Source organism: Bacillus cereus group sp. N12, from assembly GCF_016483575.1.
GTDB lineage: Bacteria > Bacillota > Bacilli > Bacillales > Bacillaceae_G > Bacillus_A > Bacillus_A toyonensis.
In genome coordinates this window covers 36,920-59,657 of the sequence record NZ_JAEHBO010000025.1, presented here as the reverse complement: position 1 = coordinate 59,657, position 22,738 = coordinate 36,920, and the positions used below count along the sequence as shown (strand labels likewise).

Here is a 22,738-nt window from a genome sequence, read left to right as displayed (position 1 = left end):
TCGAGCTCCGATAGAATATCGAATCTCGATGGCTGCTTAGTCTTTTTAATACTGTCTACTTGACAGGGATAAGACCAATTTAAAGGCTTTTTTATTTCTTTAATAACAAACAAGGTGCAATCCAACATACGGGAGCACCTACAATAATTACTATTATTTAAATCACCATTCTCATATTTACAACTCATTATAGTCAGTATAATTTTCTGAAGGAATTCTCTTTTTTAGCTGCTTAATGTAAACTAATATTAATTCGAAATAACTGTAATGATAAACTTTCTAGAACAATAAATATACTAGCTGAAACGGACCTATAGCCGATATTTTTTCCAGTAACATTAATGGTGATTTCAGCTAAATTCGTTTGAATATTATTTCCCTCAAAAATCTTATCTTCAACCTTTACTATATCTGCTTTACAATCTACTTCTTTAAAGGTTTTCAGTAATTTTGTTTCTAATAAACTAAAATCAAAGTTTTCATCTTTTATTACGGCAAATTTAATCTTCATATTGATTTCCTCATTTTTAATAAATTAAAATCATTAAATCAATATAAATATATATTATTCTATTAATTAATTCAAAATATACGCTTTATATGTATCATTACTAAATATCATTTCTAATGAATTAAGTGCAAAAGAAACGAAATAAACAAAGTCTCTCTTTCAACCACTTAACCAATTAATTTAGAATCCCCCTTTTGTCCAATGTCTAAAATTTTTTCATTTTAAACCCGTAGATAACATTACTAAACCACTTCACGCATTCTGTAGCATTGGTAATAACAATATAATGAAGCAGATTAATATTAGGAGTACCACTTATGTTTAATATAATGCGGCTCTAAATTATTTTGCTCATTGTTGCTTTTTTATTTCTCACTTGAAACTTATGTAATAATACATATTTCAAATAAATTATCATCTTCCCCGTATTTTTATGATTGATTTTTTGTTCATAAATTCGTAACACATATACATGAGTTATCATGCTAAAATTAGTTTATTCAAAAAAATTATTCTTAATGAATCAATAATTTTTAATACCCTGTTTAAAGCCTCGCCCCCCTGCGAGGCTTTTCCTATTTAACTAGAGTAGTAGTTGTGCTGTTACGCATTCCTATCTTTAGCTATATACTATAAATAACACTGCATGTTCATTTTAACTTTTCAGCATCAGCACACGTAAAATTCTCTCCTGCATCATTTGATTTACAAATTTTATTTATCGATTTTTCGGTTATTTTTTCATTCTCATTAGAAACTCGGTCTAAATCCATTCGAAATACTTGTTCCGGATTCTCCTTTGAATTTCCTTCAATATGAATTGTACGATCGAACATCTCAGCCGTGAAGCTGCTAGATGTATTTATCATTTCCACTCCATTATTTTCACCTACATAGCGTTCAACTACTTTTTCGGCTGCCTTTAATTGCTGAGATGTAGGATACGGTATAGATTCCGCTAAAATAACTACACCTACTAAATAAGTAATATACAAACCACCTGTAAACAAGATAACTTTTTTTACTGTTTTATTAATCATGCTCTAACTCCTTTTTCTTCTTTTGCTATTAAGATATATAACTTTCCTAATTTCTATCAATTTCTGTTTAGTACATAACATTCGTTTTACATTTTATAAAAAGCACCTCTCTTACTAATTTTCAATTTGATATTAACACGATTTTTATCGTTTTTCAATAAATAATTATTATATAACATTTTATTTTTACTGTTTTTTAGTTTTAGTTGAATCTAAAAACAACCGATTTATTTAATTGCACTACATCATCAGCAAGTTTAAAAATTTGTTAATCACTAAAATAAAAAAGAGCAACTATATGTAAATACCCCTCGATATATCTATGTAGGTTAGTAGGTTAGTCGTTTAGCTTCAGCACTCACTCTATCTGAGAATACTTTACCGAATATTCAATATAATGTTAAAATTGACCCAATTAGTATTTTTGTCTATCACTGTATAAAAAAGTACAATAAAGAAACGTCAGTACTTTCACAGTTAAGTAAACGCAAACTTGTTCTTCTATCTACTTACTATTTAAGGTTAATAGTGACATAACCAGCTCAAAAAATTCGACTTAAATTCATTAATGAATGGAGAGGTTTATATGAAATTAAAAGACAAAGTAGCAATCATAACTGGTGGTGCAAGCGGAATTGGCGAATCTACCGTTCGTCTTTTTATTGAAGAAGGTGCAAAAGTAGTTATCGCTGACTTTTCTGAACATGGAAAAGACCTATCAGATGAATTGAACGCAAATGGATATGATACGTTATTTATTAAAACTGATGTAACAGTAGAGGCAGATATTAAACAACTAATCCATGAGACAGTAAGTAAATACGGTAAATTAGATATTATGTATGCAAATGCCGGCGTTGCTGATGATGCACCGGCAAACGAACTGTCCTATGAAAAATGGAAGAAAACCATTGATATTAACTTGTCTGGGGTATTCCTTTCTGATAAATATTCGATTGAACAATTCCTTAAACAAGGTACAGGCGGTGTCATCGTTAACGCTGGTTCGATTCATAGTTTTGTTTCATTACCTACCCCAACAGCATACTCCTCTGCAAAAGGTGGCGTAAAACTATTAACTCAAAATTTATGTACTGCCTACGCTAAATATGGAATACGTATTAATGCGGTGTGCCCTGGCTATATTGATACCCCTTTGCTTGGTAGTGTTAATCCTCAACAGAAAGAATATTTAGCTTCCCTTCATCCACAAGGCAGACTTGGAACACCAGAAGAAGTGGCTAAAGCTGTCTTATTTTTAGCAAGTGATGATGCTAGTTTTGTTAATGGTACAACACTTCTTGTTGACGGAGGCTATACTGCACGTTAATGAAAAAATTTCAATGCACATCTCTAAGAAATATAGTCTTTAACAAGAAAAAGCGCCATCACAAGTGACGGCGCTTTTTCTATGTAAGAGCAACTAGAAGATATACTTCTAGCCTACTCCCATTTATAAGTCCAAAATTGTTCAAGTTGCAGCCATTTCAATGTTGCTGCATCTTTGTTTTTTATTTTTGCATGTGTTTCTTCAAGCATTGCTTCTGTTTGTGAACGATGCGCGCCTAGTGCAGCTAATTTATGTTCAAATACTTCACTAATATTATTTACAACATCCGGTTCACCGAGCACCGCTTCACGATTTCTCGTAATCGCAACCGCATGAATAACTGGACGTTCTTCTTTTGGCATACGTGATACAGCGCGAACGACAGCGCGGCCAAATGCATCATGATCTGGATGTACGCCGTGTTCTGGATAAAATGTAATAATTCGAGATGGATTTACTTCTTGAATTATCGCTTCGATTTTATCTGCAACGAAATCAACATCTTCAAATTCTAACGTTTTATCATGGAAACCGAGCATTCTTAAATCTTGAATCCCCATCGCTTCACATGCATCTTTTAATTCTTTTTCACGGATATTTGGAATCGTTTCACGGTTAGCGAATACATTCTTCCCCATGTTACGTCCCATTTGTCCAAGAGTACCACATGCATACGTTACAGGTACTCCTTGATCTGTTAATAAGCGAATTGTCCCTCCCGCAGCAAATGCTTCATCATCTGGATGCGGAAATACAACAAGTACATGTCTCTCCATAAGTTTCCCTCCTTCTTACTTAAATGGCGTTAAGCTTAACTCAAGCGCTACCGCTAAGCGACCTTGGTTATCATGCCCTGCTAGTAATAAACGCTCTTTATCGTCTACTTCCCAGTGCGTAATACCTTCTGCATATACCCAGCCATGATCCATTTTCAAACCAACTCGGTATGGGTTTGTTCCAGTTATTTTCCCGCGCTCAAAGCGAATAATTGCATTTCGAATGAATGCTCCAACTGTCATCATCTTTTCATTAAAGTGTGACGCATACGCTCCGTTCGTTGTTTCTAAATGAATATATACATCTTTATTTACAAAACGTTCAATTTCATTTTGAATAAGAGAACTATCTTTTACTATTTCCATCGGAATTCACCTCTTTAAACCATTTTACGCAAAAATAATGTAAATTGCTATCTCTATATTAGAGGACAACGCTCACTTTTCCTAATAATTTGCACTGTGTTTTGTTATTTTTTTTATCATATGTGGAATTCAGAACTTTTCCTTCACTTCGTTAAATAGTTTTCTTTCTTTTTTGAATTTGCTACAATATATTTTATCCCATATGAATGCATCTGGATACGTTTTGACAATTGAATACATATTTTAAAGAAGGTGACTCGCTTGGAACAATCAGCACATGAAGTAGCAAATTGGCAATATTATTTTGCAATTGCCGTATTTTTAGTTACTTACGGTTTTATTATTTCTGAAAAATTGAATCGTGCTGTAATTGCACTATTCGGTGCTGCTATTATGATTATTTTTGGAATTGTAGATTTACACACTGCTTTCACATCACATATTCAATGGGAAACGATCACCCTTTTAATCGGGATGATGATTCTCGTACATATTACGAGTCAATCAGGCGTATTTGAATTTGTAGCTATTAAAGCAGCAAAAGCAGCTGACGGAAAACCGATTCGCATTTTATTATTACTATCCTTATTAACCGCCGTCGGTTCTGCATTTTTGGATAATGTAACGACTGTTTTATTAATCGTTCCTGTTACACTATCCATTACACGTATTTTAAAAGTTAACCCTGTTCCTTATTTGATTTCAGAAGTACTGTTTTCAAATATAGGTGGAACAGCAACTTTAATCGGTGATCCACCGAACATTATGATTGGATCAGCTAATAAGCATTTAGACTTTAATGCCTTTTTACTAAATTTAGCTCCAATCGTAATTATTATTTCTATCGTTACAATTGGCATTATTTACTTCATGTATCGTAACAAACTAAAAACAACGCCTGAACAAATCGAAAAACTAATGGCGTTAAACGAAAAAGATTATATTAAAGATCAAAGCCTCCTTTTAAAATCGATTACAATTTTAGGACTAACTATTTTAGGCTTTGTACTTCATTCTATTATTCATGTAGATGCTGCCGTTATCGCAATGACTGGTGCTACACTTCTTATGTTAATCGGCGTAAAAGAACATGAAATAGAAGATATATTTGCCCACGTTGAATGGGTAACCATTTTCTTCTTCGCCGGACTATTCGTTCTCGTTGGCGGATTAATTGATATCGGACTTATTTCTTCACTCGCAAAAGAAGTAATCGACGTAACAAATGGCGATATCGGTTTCGCTGCGATACTTATTTTATGGGTATCTGGCATCGCATCTGCGACAATTGACAATATTCCATTTGTCGCAACGATGATTCCTCTTATTCAAGATTTAGCTACTGGCCTCGGATTATCTGTTGATTCGCCGCAAATCGAAGTGCTATGGTGGTCGTTATCTCTTGGAGCTTGCTTAGGAGGTAACGGAACATTAATCGGAGCATCAGCAAACGTAGTTGTTGCTGGTATTGCAAAACGTGAAGGACATGGATTTTCTTATATGGACTTCTTAAAAATCGGTTTACCGTTAACAATCATTGCACTATTGTTATCACATGCTTACATTTATTTACGTTATTTAATGTAGAAGTTGTACTGCATGAAATTCTATCGTCAAATACAAAAGGTTTGCAGCATAGTGCTGCAAACCTTTTTTCCATCACCAAAATATACCGATAATTGCTAATCCACCTAATATCATACCACCAATTTGCCCAACGATTGCGGGTGATAGTTGAACACCTTTCCTCACTTCAACAACCGGTCTTTCGTGCCTTAGTTGCTGCACTTCGCTTTGAAGTTGATGTACACTTCCGTGCAATTCTTTAATTAGCTCTTTTAATTCAGCAACCTCTTCATTTACTGGTTTACTTTTTTCTAAATTCATTTTGCATAACTCCTTATAAATTCAATCAGTACACTGTAAATTTTCGCCAATTTTCATTATATCTCCTGCATACTACATATATAATTTTGAATGTTTTTTCTAACCTTGCTTCTCCATCCATTCATCCCGCAATATCCCCATAATGATACGATCAAAACACTTCCCATCTCTTTGCACTGCTTCTCTCATACAGCCTTCTATCTGAAAACCCATCTTTTTATACAACTCAATAGCAGCTTTGTTATAAGAAATAACATCAAGACCAACCCGGTGTAAATTTAATTCATAGAAAGCATACTTTAAAATAAGATGGATTGCTTCTCTTCCATATCCCTTACCTCTATCATTTGCATCTCCTATACCGATGGCTAATAAACCCGTTCTGTTATTCCACTCCATGCCATGAATTGCAACAAAACCAATTAAACGATCATCTTGAAGTGTTCTTAACATGAAAGAAACACTATTCGATCTCCGTCCCTTTAATAGGCCATCACTTGCTATTTCTTGTAACGATTGCGGGAATGCTACATCTGTATCTACATTTCTTAAATACTCACTATCTTCTTGCCACATAGCCATTACTTCAACATCTTTTTCTCTACTAGCTGATAATTTAATCGTTTTATTTTGAAAAAGATTCATTGTCATTTCAAACTCCCCCTTTTTAAGTAACGGGGATACTTATTTTAGCCTATTTATCCCCTTGTTCCATAAACTGCTTTATAAACGGGATACTTACAATAAGCGCTGACATTGGCACATCTCCTCTATACTAAATTAACTTCATTGTATAATTTTTCATTTATTCTAACAATAAGAATTACAAAAAGACCCTCCAAATTTAGAGGGTCTTTCCTAATAGCAAAACTGTATTATTTCGTAAACATTTTCTCCGCTTCATCCATCGCCATTTTGTTTCCTAAAGCAGAATAGTCAAGCCATGGTTGGTCATTAATAGTATATACGTGCTTACCTTTAACAGCTTTTAAGTCTTTCCAAATTGGTGTTTCTTGAAGTTGTTTAAATGCTTCTTTCGCTTTATCGTCTCTATTTACAACAACGAAAATCGCATCTGCATCAAAGTCAGGTAATACTTCTTGTGAAATGACTTCGAAGGGGCGGTTTCCATCAATTTTCTCTACACCATTTGCAGGCTGTAATCCTAAGTCATGGAATAAAATTGGTCCCATCGGTCTTTTCGTACTAAATACACGTAACTCTTTTGCAGTAACGCGAATTGCCATTACTTTTTCGTTATTACCCAGCTCTTTATCTATTAAATTTTTCACTCGTTTTGATCGTTCTTCATAGTCTTGAATATATTTATCTGCTTCTTTCTCACGGTTTACAAGTTTACCTACTTCCTTTAAATGATCTCTCCACGTACCTTCATCTAAATTAAAAGTATGTGTTTTTGCAATTTTTTCGTATTTCGCTAAATCTTTGCCAGCATATTTTTCATCCACATAAATTTCAGATGACTTTAATTGTAGTAATGCTTCCATATTCGGATCTGCTACAACCCCAAGTTTCTTCGTATCTTTCAACTGCTCTTTTGCGTGCGGTAAGAAATCTTTTAAATCTCCACCAATAACAGAACCTACTGGTGTAATTCCTAATGCAAGTAAATTGTTCGTTAAGTGAATAGACATGGAAGCAATTTTTGGATCATTACTTTTTTCCGTTTTTTGCGTTGCCTCTTCATTAGATTTCGTTTGACCACATGCTGCTAATACTAAAATACACATAATGCTAAATAAAATAGTAAGTTTCTTTTTCATATGTTCTCCTCTTTGAAGTAGTTATTTTGTTTTTGTAAGTAAATAAAGAAAATACGGTGCTCCTAAAGCCGCTACTACTACACCAGCCGGAATAGAATTCGGCTCAAATATAGAGCGTCCTATCGTATCTGCGAGCACTAAAATAATCATTCCGATTATGCCAGCTAACGGAAGGAAGTGTTGATAGGTAGTACCTACTAACTTTCTTGCGATATGCGGAGCAACTAAGCCGATAAAGCCAATCCCCCCTGCCATCGATACACTTGCGCAAGATAATCCAACCGCTGTAGCTAAAAGTAATAACCGTTCTTTTTGCACAGAAACACCAAGTCCTGCTGCTACACTATCACCTAGTGACAATGCATTTAACGTTTTAGATTTTAGCCACGCATAAGGGGTTAGTATGAAAATCCAAGGTAATAATGCCAGGACATGAATCCAATCCCTTCCCCACACGTTACCAACTAGCCATCTAGAAGCGAATGTATACGTCTCATCATTTAACTTGAGAGAGAAAAATAGCGAAATTGCACTAAAGCCAGCTGAAACTGCAATACCAATGAGAATAAGTCTAATGGGAAGTAAACCTTTTGACCGATCACTCGCAAGTAAAATAATAAGAAATGCAGCTAATACTCCTCCGCCAAATGTAAATAACGGTATTAAAATGGATGCACTCTCATTAATAGAATGAAAGAGAGTAACAAATACGATAAGACCGAAAAATGCACCTGAATGCAACCCTAAAATACCAGGATCTGCAAGTGCATTACGGGATAACCCTTGCAAAATCGCACCGGAAATACCAAGACCAATACCGGCTAACATCGTGATTATTATTCTTGGCATACGATAATCATATAGCACGGTTGCACTCTCAAAATCACCATAACCCAAAAGTGTTTCAATTACTCTAAGTGGCGCTATACTCAGTGTCCCTGTATTTAAACTAATTAAAATTACAGCGATACTTATACATCCGAAGATTGTAGTTACAGTAATAGCTCTCTTTTTATCCGTGTTAAAAAGATCCTTCACTTATAATTCCCTCCCAACTTTACGTGCTATATAGAGGAAGAACGGAACTCCAACAAGAGCTACCATAATCCCTATCGCAAGTTCCTTAGGAGGATTTACTGTTCTTGCCCCTAAATCAGCTACAACTAATAACATAGCTCCTAATAATGCTGACATAGGAATAATGAGTCTATAATTAACACCAACTAATTTTCTAGCAATGTGCGGGATAACTAGTCCTACAAATCCAATAGAACCAACAGCTGAAACAGAAACACCTGCCAGAATAACTACTATAATCATCCCTAGTATTCTCGTTCGGTTCGTTTTCACTCCTAAATTTGTAGCAACATCATCTCCCATTGATATGAGTGAAATAGATCTTCCTAACACTATCGCAAAAATAATCGTTATAAGAATAATAGGGACTAAAAATTTCAAGTGTTCCCACTTAAGCCCTGCAACACCACCAGCATACCAAAACGCTAAATCTTGGCTTAAATCATAATAAATCGCAACACCTGAACTTAATGAATGTAAAAGCGCTGCCATAACCGCTCCAGCAATCGTTAACCTCATTGGTGTTAACCCGCCTGATGTTGCTGATCCAATAACAAAAATAAGTACTGTACTTAAGACAGCTCCAATAAAGGAAACAATCATTAAATAGGAATACGGCATATGTGGGAAAAAAGCAAAACTAAGTGCTACTACAAACATCGCACCTGCATTTATTCCGAGTACACCTGCATCAGCTAAAGGATTTCGTGTTACACCTTGCATAACAGCACCAGCAACCGCAAAAGCTGCCCCTACAACTGCTGCACCAATTACTCTCGGGAGCCTTAATTCATAAATAATTTGGTGCTGTGTTAGTTTCGGATTGTAATCCAAAACCGCTACCCACACCGTTTGTAAATGAATATCCTTTGCACCAAATGAAATGGCTAAAAATATAGATCCAATTAAACATAAAATTGTTAAGCTCATGAAACATATGAACTTAATATGTATCCAGCGGTTATTACCAGCATGTACAGTAGACTTATGTAACATGTTTCATTTCATCCTTTATATTCAGTTGTTTTTTATAATTATTTTTTATTTATAATTAATATTGATAATAATTATCATTTTCATTTAGATATTATATCCCCACTTTTTTTAAATAGCAAACTATTTTTTACTTTGTTAAAATATTAAAATACTTATTACAATTCCCTTCTAAAACTTACAAATACATGCAAAATAGACTACTAGCTTATTTTTAAAATCGTAGTATACTTAGTCATTATTTCGAGTTTTCTAACAAACTTATCAAAGGAGACCCAATGTTCTATATAAAACAATTACTACATTTCACTTACGAACAAGCATTATCTTGTTTATTCCCAGTCACTATTTTTTTAACACTAGCCCTTTCAAAAATCATTTCTATCCCAGGGTTATATCGCTATGATTTCATACTCATCGTATGTCTTCTGATGCAGTGGATTATGTATAAAACTGGTCTTGAAACAAAGGATGAACTAAAAGTAATTACTGTCTTTCATTTAATTGGACTTTTACTAGAAATATATAAAGTACATTTCGGTTCATGGAGTTATCCTGAAGAGGCATATTCGAAAATTTTTGGAGTTCCACTTTACAGCGGTTTTATGTACGCAAGTGTCGCAAGTTACATATGCCAAGCGTGGAGAAGATTGCATTTACAAATGCACCATTGGCCAAAAGCCCTTTTTGCCATACCGTTAGGAGCTATAATTTACTTCAATTTTTTTACACATCATTTTCTATATGACTTTAGATGGGTATTAACTTTACTTTTATTCATCGTTTTCTTTCGGACATTTGTAGAATTTTCATTGCAAAGCGTTACATATAAAATGCCGCTCGTACTCTCATTTTTCCTTATCGGATTCTTTATTTGGATTGCAGAAAACATCGCTACTTTTTTCGGAGCATGGCAATATCCAAATCAACGAGAAGCATGGAACCTCGTTCACTTAAGCAAAATTAGCTCATGGTTTTTACTCGTTGTTATTAGCATTATGATTGTTACGCAGCTAAAACATTTGAAGGAGTCGAAAAGATAATACTGATTATGTAAAAACAGTTAGCCCCTCGCTCATTAGAGAGTGAGGGGCTTTTTTAGTAATATTTTTTAAACCGTCCCTATCAAAGGAGTTATAAATTCATCATAATTTACAAGAGCATAAGCAGTTGCACATTATGAACTACTACTAGCAGAAGAGGTTGCTGCAGATGAAGCGGCAATCGTTGCCATCATAGCTGCCTGTTGTGCTTGTATGAGGACTTCTATCATTGTTTGTAAACCTGTGTTGGTAGCTTTACTTTCCTCACCTTTCTGACTTACGAACAGTTGAATAGCAATAAGGATATTTGTATCTGTATGCCAACGGAACAATTTATCCCCCTGCAATTTTTCAATAAATGCTTTAATAGAATGAATCTCTTTATCTCCATCTTCAAGTAACGCTAGTAGCCCGATAGCTGGGTAATGCATCTGTTTCACTTTTACCTTTTCTTGCTTTAATAACTTCCATATGTTTGTGCATGTTGCAACTAACATCTCTTCACGGACATCCTTCTTTAGTGAAAGAATGTGACTTAAAAATTGAAGATCATTCCCTTTACGCAAACCAGCTGTCGCTAGTTTCTGATAAAGACGTTCCACTCGGTCCATAAGTGTTTCTACATGCTCTGATTGTCCTGCTAATAAAACTGCGAGCGGATAATCATTTGTACTTGTAAGAAAGAGGTGATCCTTTTTCATGCGTTTATATACTTGCATCGAACGCTGAATGTGCGCGCCATGTTGTTCATCTTCTTCTGTTAAAAGCACAGCTGCTGCGAGATAAGTAAATATACTCCGGCTAAAGCCACCAGTGACCAATTGTTCATATAAATCTAAAAACGTCCGAAAAGCTTTCTTGTAATCTGTAAAGTGAATATCTAATGTTGCGGCCACTACAAAACGATGATAAGACTTTAAGTATGAAAACATCCCTACCTGATTTTTAATATAACTACTAATTTCTAAAAAACGTCCGAGATCAAACAATTTATCACTACCTGCATACATAGCAGCAATCATCATTCCTGTTCGAGAATCACTCGTTTTCCATTTTAGTTCTCCCTTTAACTGTACATATGTATGTTTATATTGCTCCAACTTTTGTTCTAATGTAATCATAGTATTCACCCCTATTTCTAGTTCTTCTCTATTATTATACGTATATTCCATATTTAGGAATACTATAATTAATAATCACACCATAAAAATCATGAAATTCATTCATCCCTATATATTGTTTTTTATCTTTCTTCATCAGCATCAAGATGATAATCCCTAATCCTTCAAAAAGTTATACAAAAAAGGTAGATAATAATTTATCTACCTTTTTTGTATATATTATTTAACATTACACCTGTATTGCTTGTTATATGCAATTAAGACTAAAGAGCTTTAATAATTCGTTCCATCGCCTTCATTTGCCCAAGATGATCCGCTTCATGATAAAGCATCATACCGTAAAGCTCCCCTACTGTTTCTAATCCTAGGAATGGTTCTGGAAGTTTATTTTCAAATACTTCTGCTGGCATTTCGTTAATACGCTTCGCTTGTTCTTTTAATTGAGCCGTTAACACTTCTAATGATGGCCCTTCTGTTTCCCATTTAGATGGTCGTGTACCATATCCAAACATACCTGGGTATTCAGTTGGTAATTGTTTAAATTCTCTTCCAAACATGAAAGTTTCTGCTGCCGTTAACACGTGACCAATATGCCAGCGAATTGTATTGTTAAAGCCATCCGGCTGAGTATCCGCAGTATTATCATCTAACGTTTCCATGAATTTCAGTAATGCTCCACGCGTTATTTCAAATTGTTTTAAACCAACTAGTCTATTCATTTTATCGCTCCCCTTTTTTATGTACAATTTATTATGAACTAAGAGTGTTCAACTTATTAAAGTTTCACCTTGTATAATCTATCAGAAACAATTAAGAAATACATCTAATATGCTTAGTAAAAATAATAACAAAGGTTCACTCCTCATAAATATAGAATTACTTACTGCACAAATATTTTAGTAAACAAAAGAGGAGTGTAATGGCATGTTACATATTTTAAAACAACAATATAGTCTTATTAGCTCTACAAGAGAAACTCTATTTTCGTTTTTTGAAGAAATCCCACTAGAAAAATTACATAGCACAATTCCTAATTTCGGGAGCGGCAGTATTATAAAGACACATATTCATGTAGCCGATTGCTATCGATACTGGCTTGGATCATTCGCATTCAAACAAAAACGAGCAGACTTTTCCTTTGCCAGCGATTATGAAGTTGAGCATGCAGATTTCGAAAAAGTTCGTACTAGATTTAAGTTAGTAGATGAGGTTGTACTACGTTTTTTAGATGAATATAATGACCGATGGCTCGAAAATATAGCAAATGAAGTAAAATGGCAAAAAGAACCTTGGAGCACAACTCCGCTATGGCTTTTAACTCATACAGAGACACATGAATTTCATCATAAAGGACAAATTGTGTCGATGGCTCGTCATCTTGGATATGCTCCTCCTAATACAGACCTTAGTTAATTCAATGGACCATGATTACTGAAAAGATTAGAATGAATACAAATCGAGCATGTTTTGAAATCCAATCAAAACATGCTCTTACAATATTCTACCTTACAATTTTCATATTCCTATCAATACCAAATAGTCTCCGCATAATTATAAGCATCACTATTCGGAATAGCATGTTTCCCCTGCGCTTGCGCCTTTCTTGGATCTAAATCATATACCATTGGCGTATAGCATGATGTTTGCCCTTTATTTACAACACCATTTCCTCCAGCACTTCCGCAAGTGTATGCCTTTCCATCTGTTTTTCTAACAATCCTTGCATCAGCTTCGTTATTATAAACTGCTGGGCGGGTTACAGTAACTTTTGCCCATGCTGTCTTACAAGTCGTGCTAAATTTTAATTCTACATAAGAATTTGAATCAATCCACTTCTTTTCTTTCGTTACTGCGGATTGATCACAGCTGTTATAGTAAGGACTTTTCCCATCATATGAATGATCTTCTGCGTATGCTTTATCGCTATTAGTCGTGCTAAACATACTAGTTACAACGAGTAAAGATAGCAATAAACATGCACTCACCTTTTTTAATAGCTTCATATAATTTCACTCCTTTATTAATAACGTGCTGTTTTACCGTAACCGTTATTAAACGTAACCGCTTCAGCATCTGCTGTGTATCCGAAATCTGCAGTTAAATCAAATACCATTCCAGTATACGTGCTCGTTTGACCTGTTTTTATTGTGCCGTTCCCCTGGTTAGAAGTAACTGATTTTTGGAATACACCATTTTTATATTTATTTACAACTGCGTACGCATACACTCCTCCCGAAACAGCTGGTGCTGGTTGATCTAAAACAAGCTTAGACCATGCTGCATGACATTTATTACTGTAACGTAAATATACTGTCCCTACTTTTTTACTACCTTCATAAACTGCTGTAGACTTTGCATTAAATCCATCTGCATCACACGTTGTACTTCCCCCGTATACTTTCGTTGTTGCTGGATTTTTTCCGTCATAATAACTACTTAAATCAGTAGCTGCCAATGTACTTCCTTGGAAACTAAATAATACACCTATACTTGCCGCACTTAACACGCATACTTTCATTAACTTTTTAAACATATTAAATTCCCCCCTCACAATAAGTACGTATACTAAAGACAATCTATCCCCTATGTAAGCCCTCCTTTCACGCTTCCTAGAGGCATCTTACAGAAACGAATAAACGTTGTAAATTCCCTTATGATTATTGGAATATACGAAGAATTTTACTTATCCTTGTAAGAAAAAAAGTTGAGAAATACACATTTTATAGCATTCTTTATTTAAAACATAAAAGAACCGATACTTGTTATATTCAAGCATCGGTTCTTTATATAAAATTGCCATTTTTTCTTTTATATAAAATAAATATTTCTCCACTTAATCCGTTGTAAAAAACTCCCTCGTTACATCAATAAATTGCTGCAGTGGCGCTGTCATCCATTTATCTTTATGCCAAGCAATTTGTGTATAAATCGGAGGTATTGTTTCTTTTAACACTAACTCCTTTAACGTCCCTTCCCGTATATCTTTTTCTACTACTATTGCTGGCAAAACTGCTATACCTAAATCCGCAATGACACATTGTTTAATTGCCTCGACACTAACAAACTCAATCTTATTTGCTGGATATACGTCTTCCGCACGAAATAACTCTTCAAATAAAGTCCGATATGAGCACCCTAGTTCAGTTAACAAAAGTGTTTCACTCTCTAAATCTTTTATAGAAACGGAAGCCTGTTCGAGTAAACAATGCCCTAGAGCCGCTACTACTTTTAATTCTTCTTTCATAAGTGGATCCACATGCAAAGCATCTCCTGTTTTACATTCGTCCAAAATAAATGCAAGATCGACTTTCCCCTCCATCAATTGTTCCTTCGCATCTTTATTGGAATGCGCTGGTTTAAATATAAGCTTTATTTTGGGGAATTGTATTTTAAACCTCTTTAATATAGAAGGAAGCCTATATGTACATTGACTTTCTTGTGCACCAATTATTAACGTACCTGCTATTTCCTCATCATCTTTCACAGCCGTCTTCGCTTCGTTACTAAGTGCGATTATCTTGTCCGCATATAGTTGAAACTTCCTGCCCGCTTCAGTTAAGAAAAGACGTTTCCCTAACCTCTCAAATAGTGGTGTACCGAGCTCAGCCTCTAACGTTTTAATTTGTGCTGTAACACTCGATTGGGCAAAGTTTAATTTCTTCGCAGTTTGTGTAAAGTTCAAAGTTTCCGCGGCTATTTTAAATGTAATTAATTGTTTTATCTCCATTTATCATCCCTCTTTTCAATCGGTATTTCCGATTGATTTCATCGAAATAATCCTCTTTGTCTATCGATGTTTATATTGTATGATAAAGAGCATCGACAAACAATATAAATGGAGGTATTCCATATGAAAGCACTTTGTTTCGAACAGTTCGGAAATCCAGATGTACTACAATATAAAAAAATACATGATCCAATCATAAATTCAAATGAAATTCTTGTCCGCACGAAAGCAATCGGTTTAAACTTTGCTGATATTTATAGACGCCGCGGTGATTATCATCTCGCTGGTAACCCGCCATATATATTAGGTTATGAAGGGGCTGGTATTGTTGAAAAAGTAGGAGCTGACGTTACTACTATCAATCCTGGGGACCGTATTGCATTTGCTGACGTCCCATTTGCAAATGCAGAATTAGTTGCCGTTCCATCAGAAAAAGCCATCCTACTTCCGGATTCTATTTCTTTTGAAACAGCCGCTTCTGTCTTATTACAAGGTCTAACGGCACATTATTTAACGAAAGATAGCTATCAAATAAAACAAGGTGATACAGCTTTAGTCCACGCTGCGGCTGGTGGCGTTGGTCAACTTCTTATTCAAATGATTAAACTACAGGGCGGAACAGTAATTGGTCTTACGTCATCAACCGAAAAAAACAAAGTAGCCACGTTAGCTGGGGCTGATCATGTATTTTTATATACGGAAAAATGGCATTCAAAAGTACTTGAAATAACAAACGGCACTGGAGTAAATGTTGTATATGAATCAGTAGGTTCTACATTAGAGGAAAGTTTTAACGCTACTAAAATTGGCGGTACTGTCGTATTTTACGGAATGGCTGGTGGTAATCCTGTGCCAGTTGATCCGCGTATGCTTATGGATACTTCAAAAACTTTAACTGGTGGAGACCTTTGGAACGTGCTTACTACTTTTGAAGAACGTAAGCAGCGCTCTACTCAATTATTCGATTGGATCACTAGTGGAAAAGTAAACATCGCGAGTCCTACTACATTCGCCTTACAAGATGGTGCTCTTGCACATAAATTATTAGAGAGCAGAAAAAGTACTGGGAAGATTTTATTGATTCCATAATCGTTCATATTTAAAAAGGAAGCTAGAATATATTTCATTGCTTCCTTTTTAAATGTTATTAATGTTCCATTTTGCTTCTTTTTAATAACCCTGTTATTTATATTTTTTATTTCTATACTTCTCTTTTTAGGCCCCTCATTTTTAGGTTTATAAAATAAATGAATCTAAATATTAAAGGAAAGAACAAATTTCCGGATATCAACGACCCAATAAATACAGTATCAATAAAAGAAAAAATCCCAAAGAATAGCATTCCAAAAAAATAAAATACAACTGCACTCCAATAAATAAAACGTGGAAACTTAGTTTGGAACGAATCACCTTTTTTACACGGTTTTCCAAATAAAAAATGAACGAATTTAATCAACATAATCACTTCTCCATATAATTGTTAATATCCTTTTCTTCTTAGAACTGAGCATAAATCACATACTATGTATCTTTTTCTTTGAGTTTTCCGACAACGGGGTTATTAGCTATGTCGAATACAGTAACCTTTTACTCATATGTTTCGCAAAGGCAACAATATATTTTTATTTCAATACAAATCGCCTATCCCCATTATCATGTTGCAATTCAAACAATACTGGATTACTAACAAACCTTTTTAACAAAACGTCTGCCTCATGATCAGTTATTTCATTAGGAATATTAATGCCACTAAATGATGTTGAGGAAATTAGTGTATGAAAATCATATTTAAATTCATAATCACCAATATACGCAAGTGCCAATTGCCCTTTCCATTCAATTTGATACGTCTGTCCTTCTAATCTAGTAAACTTAATATTATGAAAGGCTGACGCATCATGTCCAAGTAAATAAACGTCAAATGCAGTTAAATCTAAATCTAAGTTCTTCTGCTCATCTTCGGATAAAAAATCAATTGCAAATCTCTTCCCATTTAGCAAATCCAAATCAAAAGGCACCTCATCACTTCCTACACGAAACCCTTTAAAATCCCATTCTTCTGATGACAAAGTACAGCTATGGAAGTTGTTCCATACAATCTTCGCGTGCCAGTCATCAACATCTTCTCCATCTTCTTCATCTTCTTCCAAATCTTCCTCATCATAATCCGCAGTCTCTAAATGTAAATCAAAATACAAACCAGCTACACCATTTAACTCTTCTTCCTCCGCATATTTAAAATGTGCACTCCACTTAAAATTAACAATTCGATGACCTTTAGGCCACGGGTTGTCCACAAAATATATTCGATCCATATTTACACGTTCCTTATTTTGTTTTATTTCTCGTAAACTCACTTAAATTTCGAGATGAAATGTAAGACTAGACTAATAGCCCTCCAATAAGCTGCAAGACAATTTATTGTTCCTACTCTCTTACTATATCACCACAATAATTTTCATAGTGTATTTTTAACAGAATATTCCGATTCAAATTAACAAATGATATACTGAAAAATAAAAAGAAGCTAGATTTTCTAGCCTCCTTTTCTTATCTCTATTTGAGATTTAATTATATTTCCACACTTTCTTTCCCTTTTGCAACATACCTCATATCTCCAACCGACTCGACGATGTATTCCCCATCTTTATATAAAATTTTCGTTACACTTGCATTCTCTACTCCAAGTTTTGTTTTACTACTATCTATCATTTCTATTAAGGCAGTAATCAAAAGCCCATGAACGACAACTAAAACGTTACCGCCTCCATTTGCAGCAGCTTCTTCACTAATTTTATCAATCTCTGTTTTTATACGGGCAGAAAATAATTCCCAATCTTCCGCTTGTTTCGTAGGATCTGCTGTTCTAATAAGATTAATTACTTCTTGAATAGAAAGCTTCATAAGTTCTTCTGGTGCTGCAACACCCGCAGCTTTTCCAACCGCATCCCACATATTTTCAAGTTTTTCACCTTCAAAAATACCAAAATTTAATTCTCGTAAATTTTTTCTTTTCTCAAGTTTCAATTTTGATTGCTCACTATATTTTAATACTAAATTAGCAGTTTCAATCGCTCGGCCGCTATCACTACTATACGCATTCGTAAAATGAACATCTTTTAATCCTGTTCCTAAATTTGAGGCAACTTCCACACCTTTTTCTACTAGCGGAGAGTCTGCCCAACCTTGCGCGCGATGGTTCGTATTTAAAATTGTTTTACCATGTCTTGTAACATATAACGTAACTACATTCTCATTGCTATTTGTTTCTCGCTTATTCATTCTATTCTCTCCCTTTACGTTTCTATATCAATTTTACCACCTCAATTATTCATTGAGCAAAATATACGTCAGTAGATCTGCTGAATAAAAAAAGCTATCTTTCTGTATATCTCTACAAAAAGATAGCATCTTTTATGATTACATTTCTTAGCCAATACTTCTACTCAGCAAAAGCACTCGAATATTGTACAATTCCTTCTACACCTTGAAGAGTGTTCTCTCTTAGCTCCATCACCATAAACACTTCATCTGGCACTTCAAATGGCACTTTTATATTCCACTGACTTGCGCGTTCAAAACCGAATTTCGGATAGTACTCTGGATGCCCTAATACTACAACTGACCCGTATCCTAATTCTTTCGCTTTTTCTAAAGCAGCCGTGATCAGTTTTCCGCCAATTCCTTTCTTCTGATGGCCCCTAGCAACTGAAACTGGTGCAAGTGCTAACGATTCTACAGAAGTTCCACCTTGTTCTATTGTAATTTTCGATAACATAATGTGACCAACTATATCTTCATCTACCGCAACAATTGATAACTCCGGAACAAACGCGTCACATTCTCTAATACGTTTTACAAGTTCATGTTCTGTTTTATCACTAAATTCTTCAAGTGAAAATGCCTCTTTTACAACTTTTTCTGTTTTTCTATAATCGTTTTTTTGTTCTTGTCTAATCGTTACCATTTTAACTTATCCTCTATTCTTTCTTATTTCTTTTTGAATTTTACGAAGTGCTTTTTTCGATCCGCGCTCTATATCATGTTGCATTTTTCTTTCTTTATAATCAATAAATAGTGTACTTAAATCGTACCCTTCTGGGTATAATTCCTTCGCTGCTACCTCTAAAGTAATACGTTTTACATTTACTTCAACGAATTCACCGTTATAATATACAACGACGTTATAGAAATTATCTTTTTCCTTATAAAGGATACCAAAATCATCATAATCCAATAAATTCACACGGTCGCCGACTTTGTACTCATAATGAGATTCTCTTTTCTCTTGCACAAATTTCGGTTTTCTAATTTTACTTTCATTCACTTTTTCTATAACGTATTCTTTATTTCCCATATACTCTTTCGCTCTTTGCAGTACATGTTCTTTTACGTTCATTTTATTCGCAATCCAAAGCGCATTACTTTCACCTGATTTACCGATAACTAATTTATAAAGTGGCTCTAGTGTTTCACTATTAAATTGCATTGCTGCGTTCATAAAATCACCATGCATTTCTGAAAAGCGTTTAATTTCACCGTAATGCGTACTCGCAATTGTAATACATCCCGCAAGGTAAAATTCTTCTAAAATAGATATCGCAAGCGCCGCACCTTCATTCGGTTCTGTACCGCTCCCTATTTCGTCAAATAGTAGTAACGTATTATTATTTGACATCCTCATAATTTCAGACAGATTTTTCATATGAGATGAAAATGTGCTTAGTGCATTTTCGATACTTTGATTATCACCAATGTCTACAAATACATTTTCGAAAATAGCAATTTCCGTTTCTTTATCTCCCGCAATATGAAAGCCTGACATTGTCGCTAATGTTAATAGTCCGATTGTTTTTAACACAATTGTTTTGCCGCCTGCATTTGGTCCTGTAATAATTAAACTACGATACTCTTGACCAATTTCAAAGTTTAACGGTACAACTTGCCCTGTTAAAAGCGGATGCTTACAATTCATTAAATGAATGTTTCCGTGATCGTTTAGCTTCGGTTCTATTCCATCGATTGATTTACTAAACTTCGCTTTCGCAAATACCATGTCATATTGACTTATCAGTTCCATATTAATTTTTATACTATAAATATTTTCTACTACCATTCCTGATAGTGTCGCTAATATTTGATACTCTTCCATTGCCTCTTCTGCTTTCAAACTTGCTAGTTCCACATTTAGCTTTGTAACCGTATGTGGTTCTATAAATACAGTAGAACCTTTTGCAGAAGCTTCAACAATACTCCCAGCAACTTGATTTTTATAGGAAGATTTAATTGGAATCGTATAACGGTCATCCTTTTTACTAATAAAGAATTCCTGAATAAATTTCTTATTTGCACTACTATTTAAAAACTTCGTTAAACGCTCTTTTATTTTTCCATCTACAGAATCGATATTATTTCGAATTCGTTTTAACTCTTTACTTGCAGCTGCATCAATACTATTTCCTTTAATTGAAAAGTTAATTTCCTCTTCAATGCTTTTATATTCAGTCATTGAATTTGCATAGGAAGCTAATACTGGTGCAAAAAATTCTTTATCTAACATAAACTTTTTAATCTTTCTACATCCACGTAAAAAGTCTGAAACACTTACTAATTCCTCTGGATCTAAAATCATCCCTTTTTCTAATTTTTGAATTGTACTCGCGATATTTGAAATTCCGAAAAAAGGCACATGTCCTTCTGCATCTAATATAGTCCTTGCTTCTGTCGTTTCATTTAAACGATTTCTCACTACTTTTATACTTGTACTCGGCTCTAATTTATTTAATAATTCCTTACCTAATCCACTTACACAATAAGATTTCACTATTTCCTTTAATTCGTTATATTGTAACTTTTCAAAAGTCATCGTATTCATTTTGTTTCTCCTCACTATGATTGATGTTTATCATAAATGAAGATACCTACTCATTAGATCCCAATGAGTTTTGCATTATTCAATTACTATTTTTATACATTTAAAACATATACAAAAAAGCTGCGGGGATACCGCAGCTTTTACATTTACAAGGCATGTGTAATAACATATGAGGAAATAAACCATAAAAAACGGATGACAACCCTCTCATTACACGCTTTATAAAGTATTGTAGGTATCTTCATAGGTTTCGAAATAAACGCATGACAAAATTAGGGGTATGATACACATAAAAATCCCCTGGTCTTATCCGATTTATTTCATTAAATTTTTCCTATTTAATACCTACCGCACTCACAAAAAGCACCTCTCATTAATTTATATTTTATGGTCATTGAAATCTAATTTATTGAAATCATCATACTATATGTTTTATAAGAAGTAAAGGTGTCAGACTATTTCCTTTCAGATTGTAAAGCTTTCATATAATCAGCCTTTTTCTCAAGGGTCTTTTTCGCATCTTCAGCCGTTACTATATAATCTACCGCGATATGCTGTAATATTTCCTTATTAGCATTTGGCAACTGAATTGTAATATCATCCACACTACTCTTACTATTTTCAATCGTTTTATTAAATTCCTGAATACCTCTTGCAACCTCCGCCAATGTTTCCATATGTACAGAATTGTTTACATCTAAAACAGTATTACTTTTAAAAACTGCTGTATAATACTGTTGCAAATTTTTCTTCGCTATTTTTTCCTCAGCATTCTTATTGGAAACATTATCCCCAGTCTGCATTTGATTAAAAGTAAGTATAGTGTTATTATCTTTCTCTCCATAATATGTATTAAACTTCCCTTGTAAATCATTTGTTTTCTTTTTCATTTTATAATTATCATTTTTTACTTCTGGAGAGATTTGTCCCTCAAAATAAAGTTGAAATTGCAAATGCGGTTCATCGACTTGCTGTACAGTAACTATCCGCCCTTTGGGACCAAGGAAGTCCTTTCCATTATCCAGTGTTTCAACTCCGTTTAGATTAACAGCCATATCATACTCTGTTTTTATATAATTTTGTGCTTTTTTTTCGATTTCTTCATCCGATATATCACATGATGTTAATAGTAATAAACTAAACATTATGCTATATTTCATTATTATTCTTTTCATATTGCCTCTCCTTTTACTACTACTGCCTATCCA

25 protein-coding genes are annotated in these 22,738 nt (G+C 34.2%); 5 read left to right on the top strand and 20 right to left on the bottom strand.

The window, feature by feature from the left end; genetic code table 11:
• Nucleotides 1-232 precede the first annotated feature (232 nt).
• Both JDS92_RS14105 and JDS92_RS14100 read right to left on the bottom strand, forming a co-directional pair.
• A complete protein-coding gene (locus tag JDS92_RS14105) occupies nucleotides 233-511 on the bottom strand; it encodes a hypothetical protein (RefSeq protein WP_087970285.1) in 279 nt (92 codons plus the stop codon).
• 650 nt (nucleotides 512-1,161) lie between these two features.
• Complete coding sequence (locus JDS92_RS14100; RefSeq protein WP_097959786.1) at nucleotides 1,162-1,551, bottom strand: hypothetical protein; 390 nt, start codon at nucleotides 1,549-1,551, stop codon at nucleotides 1,162-1,164.
• Between the two features lie 586 nt (nucleotides 1,552-2,137).
• Here JDS92_RS14100 and JDS92_RS14095 point away from each other — a divergent pair.
• Nucleotides 2,138-2,881, top strand: a complete 744-nt coding sequence (locus JDS92_RS14095; RefSeq protein ID WP_097959785.1) for an SDR family NAD(P)-dependent oxidoreductase — start codon at nucleotides 2,138-2,140, stop codon at nucleotides 2,879-2,881.
• A 113-nt stretch (nucleotides 2,882-2,994) separates the two neighbouring features.
• Here the strand turns inward: JDS92_RS14095 and bshB2 are convergent, their stop codons facing one another.
• Together bshB2 and JDS92_RS14085 are read right to left on the bottom strand one after the other, a co-directional pair.
• Nucleotides 2,995-3,657, bottom strand: a complete 663-nt coding sequence (bshB2, locus tag JDS92_RS14090; RefSeq protein ID WP_000439466.1) for a bacillithiol biosynthesis deacetylase BshB2 — start codon at nucleotides 3,655-3,657, stop codon at nucleotides 2,995-2,997.
• Nucleotides 3,658-3,672: 15 nt separating this feature from the next.
• Nucleotides 3,673-4,023: a YojF family protein gene (locus JDS92_RS14085; protein ID WP_000407039.1), complete on the bottom strand. Its 351-nt coding sequence runs from the start codon at nucleotides 4,021-4,023 to the stop codon at nucleotides 3,673-3,675.
• A 261-nt stretch (nucleotides 4,024-4,284) separates the two neighbouring features.
• Between JDS92_RS14085 and JDS92_RS14080 the strand changes: the two genes are divergently transcribed.
• Nucleotides 4,285-5,610, top strand: a complete 1,326-nt coding sequence (locus JDS92_RS14080; RefSeq protein WP_097959784.1) for an ArsB/NhaD family transporter — start codon at nucleotides 4,285-4,287, stop codon at nucleotides 5,608-5,610.
• Between the two features lie 72 nt (nucleotides 5,611-5,682).
• On the opposite strand, the gene JDS92_RS14075 is transcribed toward JDS92_RS14080, so the two are convergent.
• The 5 genes from JDS92_RS14075 to JDS92_RS14055 all read right to left on the bottom strand — a co-directional run bounded on the left by JDS92_RS14075 (nucleotide 5,683) and on the right by JDS92_RS14055 (nucleotide 9,767).
• Nucleotides 5,683-5,910 (bottom strand): coiled-coil domain-containing protein, encoded by a 228-nt coding sequence (locus JDS92_RS14075; protein WP_001047523.1) that lies wholly within the window; start codon nucleotides 5,908-5,910, stop codon nucleotides 5,683-5,685.
• A 99-nt stretch (nucleotides 5,911-6,009) separates the two neighbouring features.
• Nucleotides 6,010-6,561, bottom strand: coding sequence for a GNAT family N-acetyltransferase (locus JDS92_RS14070; RefSeq protein WP_000178484.1), 552 nt, complete (start codon nucleotides 6,559-6,561; stop codon nucleotides 6,010-6,012).
• 224 nt (nucleotides 6,562-6,785) lie between these two features.
• Nucleotides 6,786-7,694, bottom strand: a complete 909-nt coding sequence (locus JDS92_RS14065; RefSeq protein ID WP_199632066.1) for an iron-hydroxamate ABC transporter substrate-binding protein — start codon at nucleotides 7,692-7,694, stop codon at nucleotides 6,786-6,788.
• Between the two features lie 21 nt (nucleotides 7,695-7,715).
• Nucleotides 7,716-8,732 carry a FecCD family ABC transporter permease gene (locus JDS92_RS14060; protein WP_000653815.1) on the bottom strand — a complete coding sequence of 339 codons (1,017 nt, stop codon included), beginning with the start codon at nucleotides 8,730-8,732 and terminating at the stop codon, nucleotides 7,716-7,718.
• Nucleotides 8,733-9,767 (bottom strand): FecCD family ABC transporter permease, encoded by a 1,035-nt coding sequence (locus JDS92_RS14055; RefSeq protein ID WP_097959783.1) that lies wholly within the window; start codon nucleotides 9,765-9,767, stop codon nucleotides 8,733-8,735. It abuts the gene before it with no gap.
• Nucleotides 9,768-10,042: 275 nt separating this feature from the next.
• On the opposite strand from JDS92_RS14055, the gene JDS92_RS14050 reads away from it, so the two are divergent.
• A complete protein-coding gene (locus JDS92_RS14050; protein ID WP_097959782.1) occupies nucleotides 10,043-10,807 on the top strand; it encodes a DUF817 domain-containing protein in 765 nt (254 codons plus the stop codon).
• A gap of 134 nt (nucleotides 10,808-10,941) precedes the next feature.
• Here JDS92_RS14050 and JDS92_RS14045 read toward each other — a convergent pair whose 3' ends face one another.
• Together JDS92_RS14045 and JDS92_RS14040 are read right to left on the bottom strand one after the other, a co-directional pair.
• Nucleotides 10,942-11,979, bottom strand: coding sequence for a DUF4003 domain-containing protein (locus JDS92_RS14045; protein ID WP_106080640.1), 1,038 nt, complete (start codon nucleotides 11,977-11,979; stop codon nucleotides 10,942-10,944).
• 212 nt (nucleotides 11,980-12,191) lie between these two features.
• The gene (locus JDS92_RS14040; RefSeq protein ID WP_001081127.1) at nucleotides 12,192-12,647 is read right to left on the bottom strand and encodes a DinB family protein; all 456 of its coding nucleotides are present in this window, start codon (nucleotides 12,645-12,647) and stop codon (nucleotides 12,192-12,194) included.
• A 205-nt stretch (nucleotides 12,648-12,852) separates the two neighbouring features.
• On the opposite strand from JDS92_RS14040, the gene JDS92_RS14035 reads away from it, so the two are divergent.
• On the top strand, nucleotides 12,853-13,341 hold the full coding sequence (locus tag JDS92_RS14035) for a DinB family protein (RefSeq protein ID WP_199632065.1): 489 nt from the start codon (nucleotides 12,853-12,855) through the stop codon (nucleotides 13,339-13,341).
• Nucleotides 13,342-13,454: 113 nt separating this feature from the next.
• Here the strand turns inward: JDS92_RS14035 and JDS92_RS14030 are convergent, their stop codons facing one another.
• The 3 genes from JDS92_RS14030 to JDS92_RS14020 form a co-directional block, all read right to left on the bottom strand.
• Nucleotides 13,455-13,931 (bottom strand): DUF2690 domain-containing protein, encoded by a 477-nt coding sequence (locus JDS92_RS14030; protein ID WP_000771170.1) that lies wholly within the window; start codon nucleotides 13,929-13,931, stop codon nucleotides 13,455-13,457.
• A 17-nt stretch (nucleotides 13,932-13,948) separates the two neighbouring features.
• Entirely contained in the window at nucleotides 13,949-14,461 is a 513-nt protein-coding gene (locus tag JDS92_RS14025) for a DUF2690 domain-containing protein (protein WP_000473739.1), read from the bottom strand.
• Between the two features lie 300 nt (nucleotides 14,462-14,761).
• A complete protein-coding gene (locus JDS92_RS14020) occupies nucleotides 14,762-15,655 on the bottom strand; it encodes a LysR family transcriptional regulator (RefSeq protein ID WP_199632064.1) in 894 nt (297 codons plus the stop codon).
• Nucleotides 15,656-15,778: 123 nt separating this feature from the next.
• On the opposite strand from JDS92_RS14020, the gene JDS92_RS14015 reads away from it, so the two are divergent.
• Nucleotides 15,779-16,744, top strand: a complete 966-nt coding sequence (locus tag JDS92_RS14015; RefSeq protein ID WP_199632063.1) for a quinone oxidoreductase family protein — start codon at nucleotides 15,779-15,781, stop codon at nucleotides 16,742-16,744.
• A gap of 112 nt (nucleotides 16,745-16,856) precedes the next feature.
• Here the strand turns inward: JDS92_RS14015 and JDS92_RS30865 are convergent, their stop codons facing one another.
• The 6 genes from JDS92_RS30865 to JDS92_RS13990 all read right to left on the bottom strand — a co-directional run bounded on the left by JDS92_RS30865 (nucleotide 16,857) and on the right by JDS92_RS13990 (nucleotide 22,705).
• The gene (locus tag JDS92_RS30865; protein WP_242475996.1) at nucleotides 16,857-17,114 is read right to left on the bottom strand and encodes a hypothetical protein; all 258 of its coding nucleotides are present in this window, start codon (nucleotides 17,112-17,114) and stop codon (nucleotides 16,857-16,859) included.
• A gap of 163 nt (nucleotides 17,115-17,277) precedes the next feature.
• Nucleotides 17,278-17,970 carry a hypothetical protein gene (locus tag JDS92_RS14010; protein WP_199632062.1) on the bottom strand — a complete coding sequence of 231 codons (693 nt, stop codon included), beginning with the start codon at nucleotides 17,968-17,970 and terminating at the stop codon, nucleotides 17,278-17,280.
• Between the two features lie 256 nt (nucleotides 17,971-18,226).
• Complete coding sequence (locus JDS92_RS14005) at nucleotides 18,227-18,937, bottom strand: histidine phosphatase family protein (RefSeq protein WP_001042058.1); 711 nt, start codon at nucleotides 18,935-18,937, stop codon at nucleotides 18,227-18,229.
• A 160-nt stretch (nucleotides 18,938-19,097) separates the two neighbouring features.
• Complete coding sequence (locus tag JDS92_RS14000; RefSeq protein ID WP_199632061.1) at nucleotides 19,098-19,622, bottom strand: GNAT family N-acetyltransferase; 525 nt, start codon at nucleotides 19,620-19,622, stop codon at nucleotides 19,098-19,100.
• A gap of 6 nt (nucleotides 19,623-19,628) precedes the next feature.
• Nucleotides 19,629-21,530: an endonuclease MutS2 gene (locus JDS92_RS13995; RefSeq protein ID WP_001095217.1), complete on the bottom strand. Its 1,902-nt coding sequence runs from the start codon at nucleotides 21,528-21,530 to the stop codon at nucleotides 19,629-19,631.
• Nucleotides 21,531-21,985: 455 nt separating this feature from the next.
• The gene (locus JDS92_RS13990; protein WP_000821266.1) at nucleotides 21,986-22,705 is read right to left on the bottom strand and encodes a hypothetical protein; all 720 of its coding nucleotides are present in this window, start codon (nucleotides 22,703-22,705) and stop codon (nucleotides 21,986-21,988) included.
• Nucleotides 22,706-22,738 lie beyond the last annotated feature (33 nt).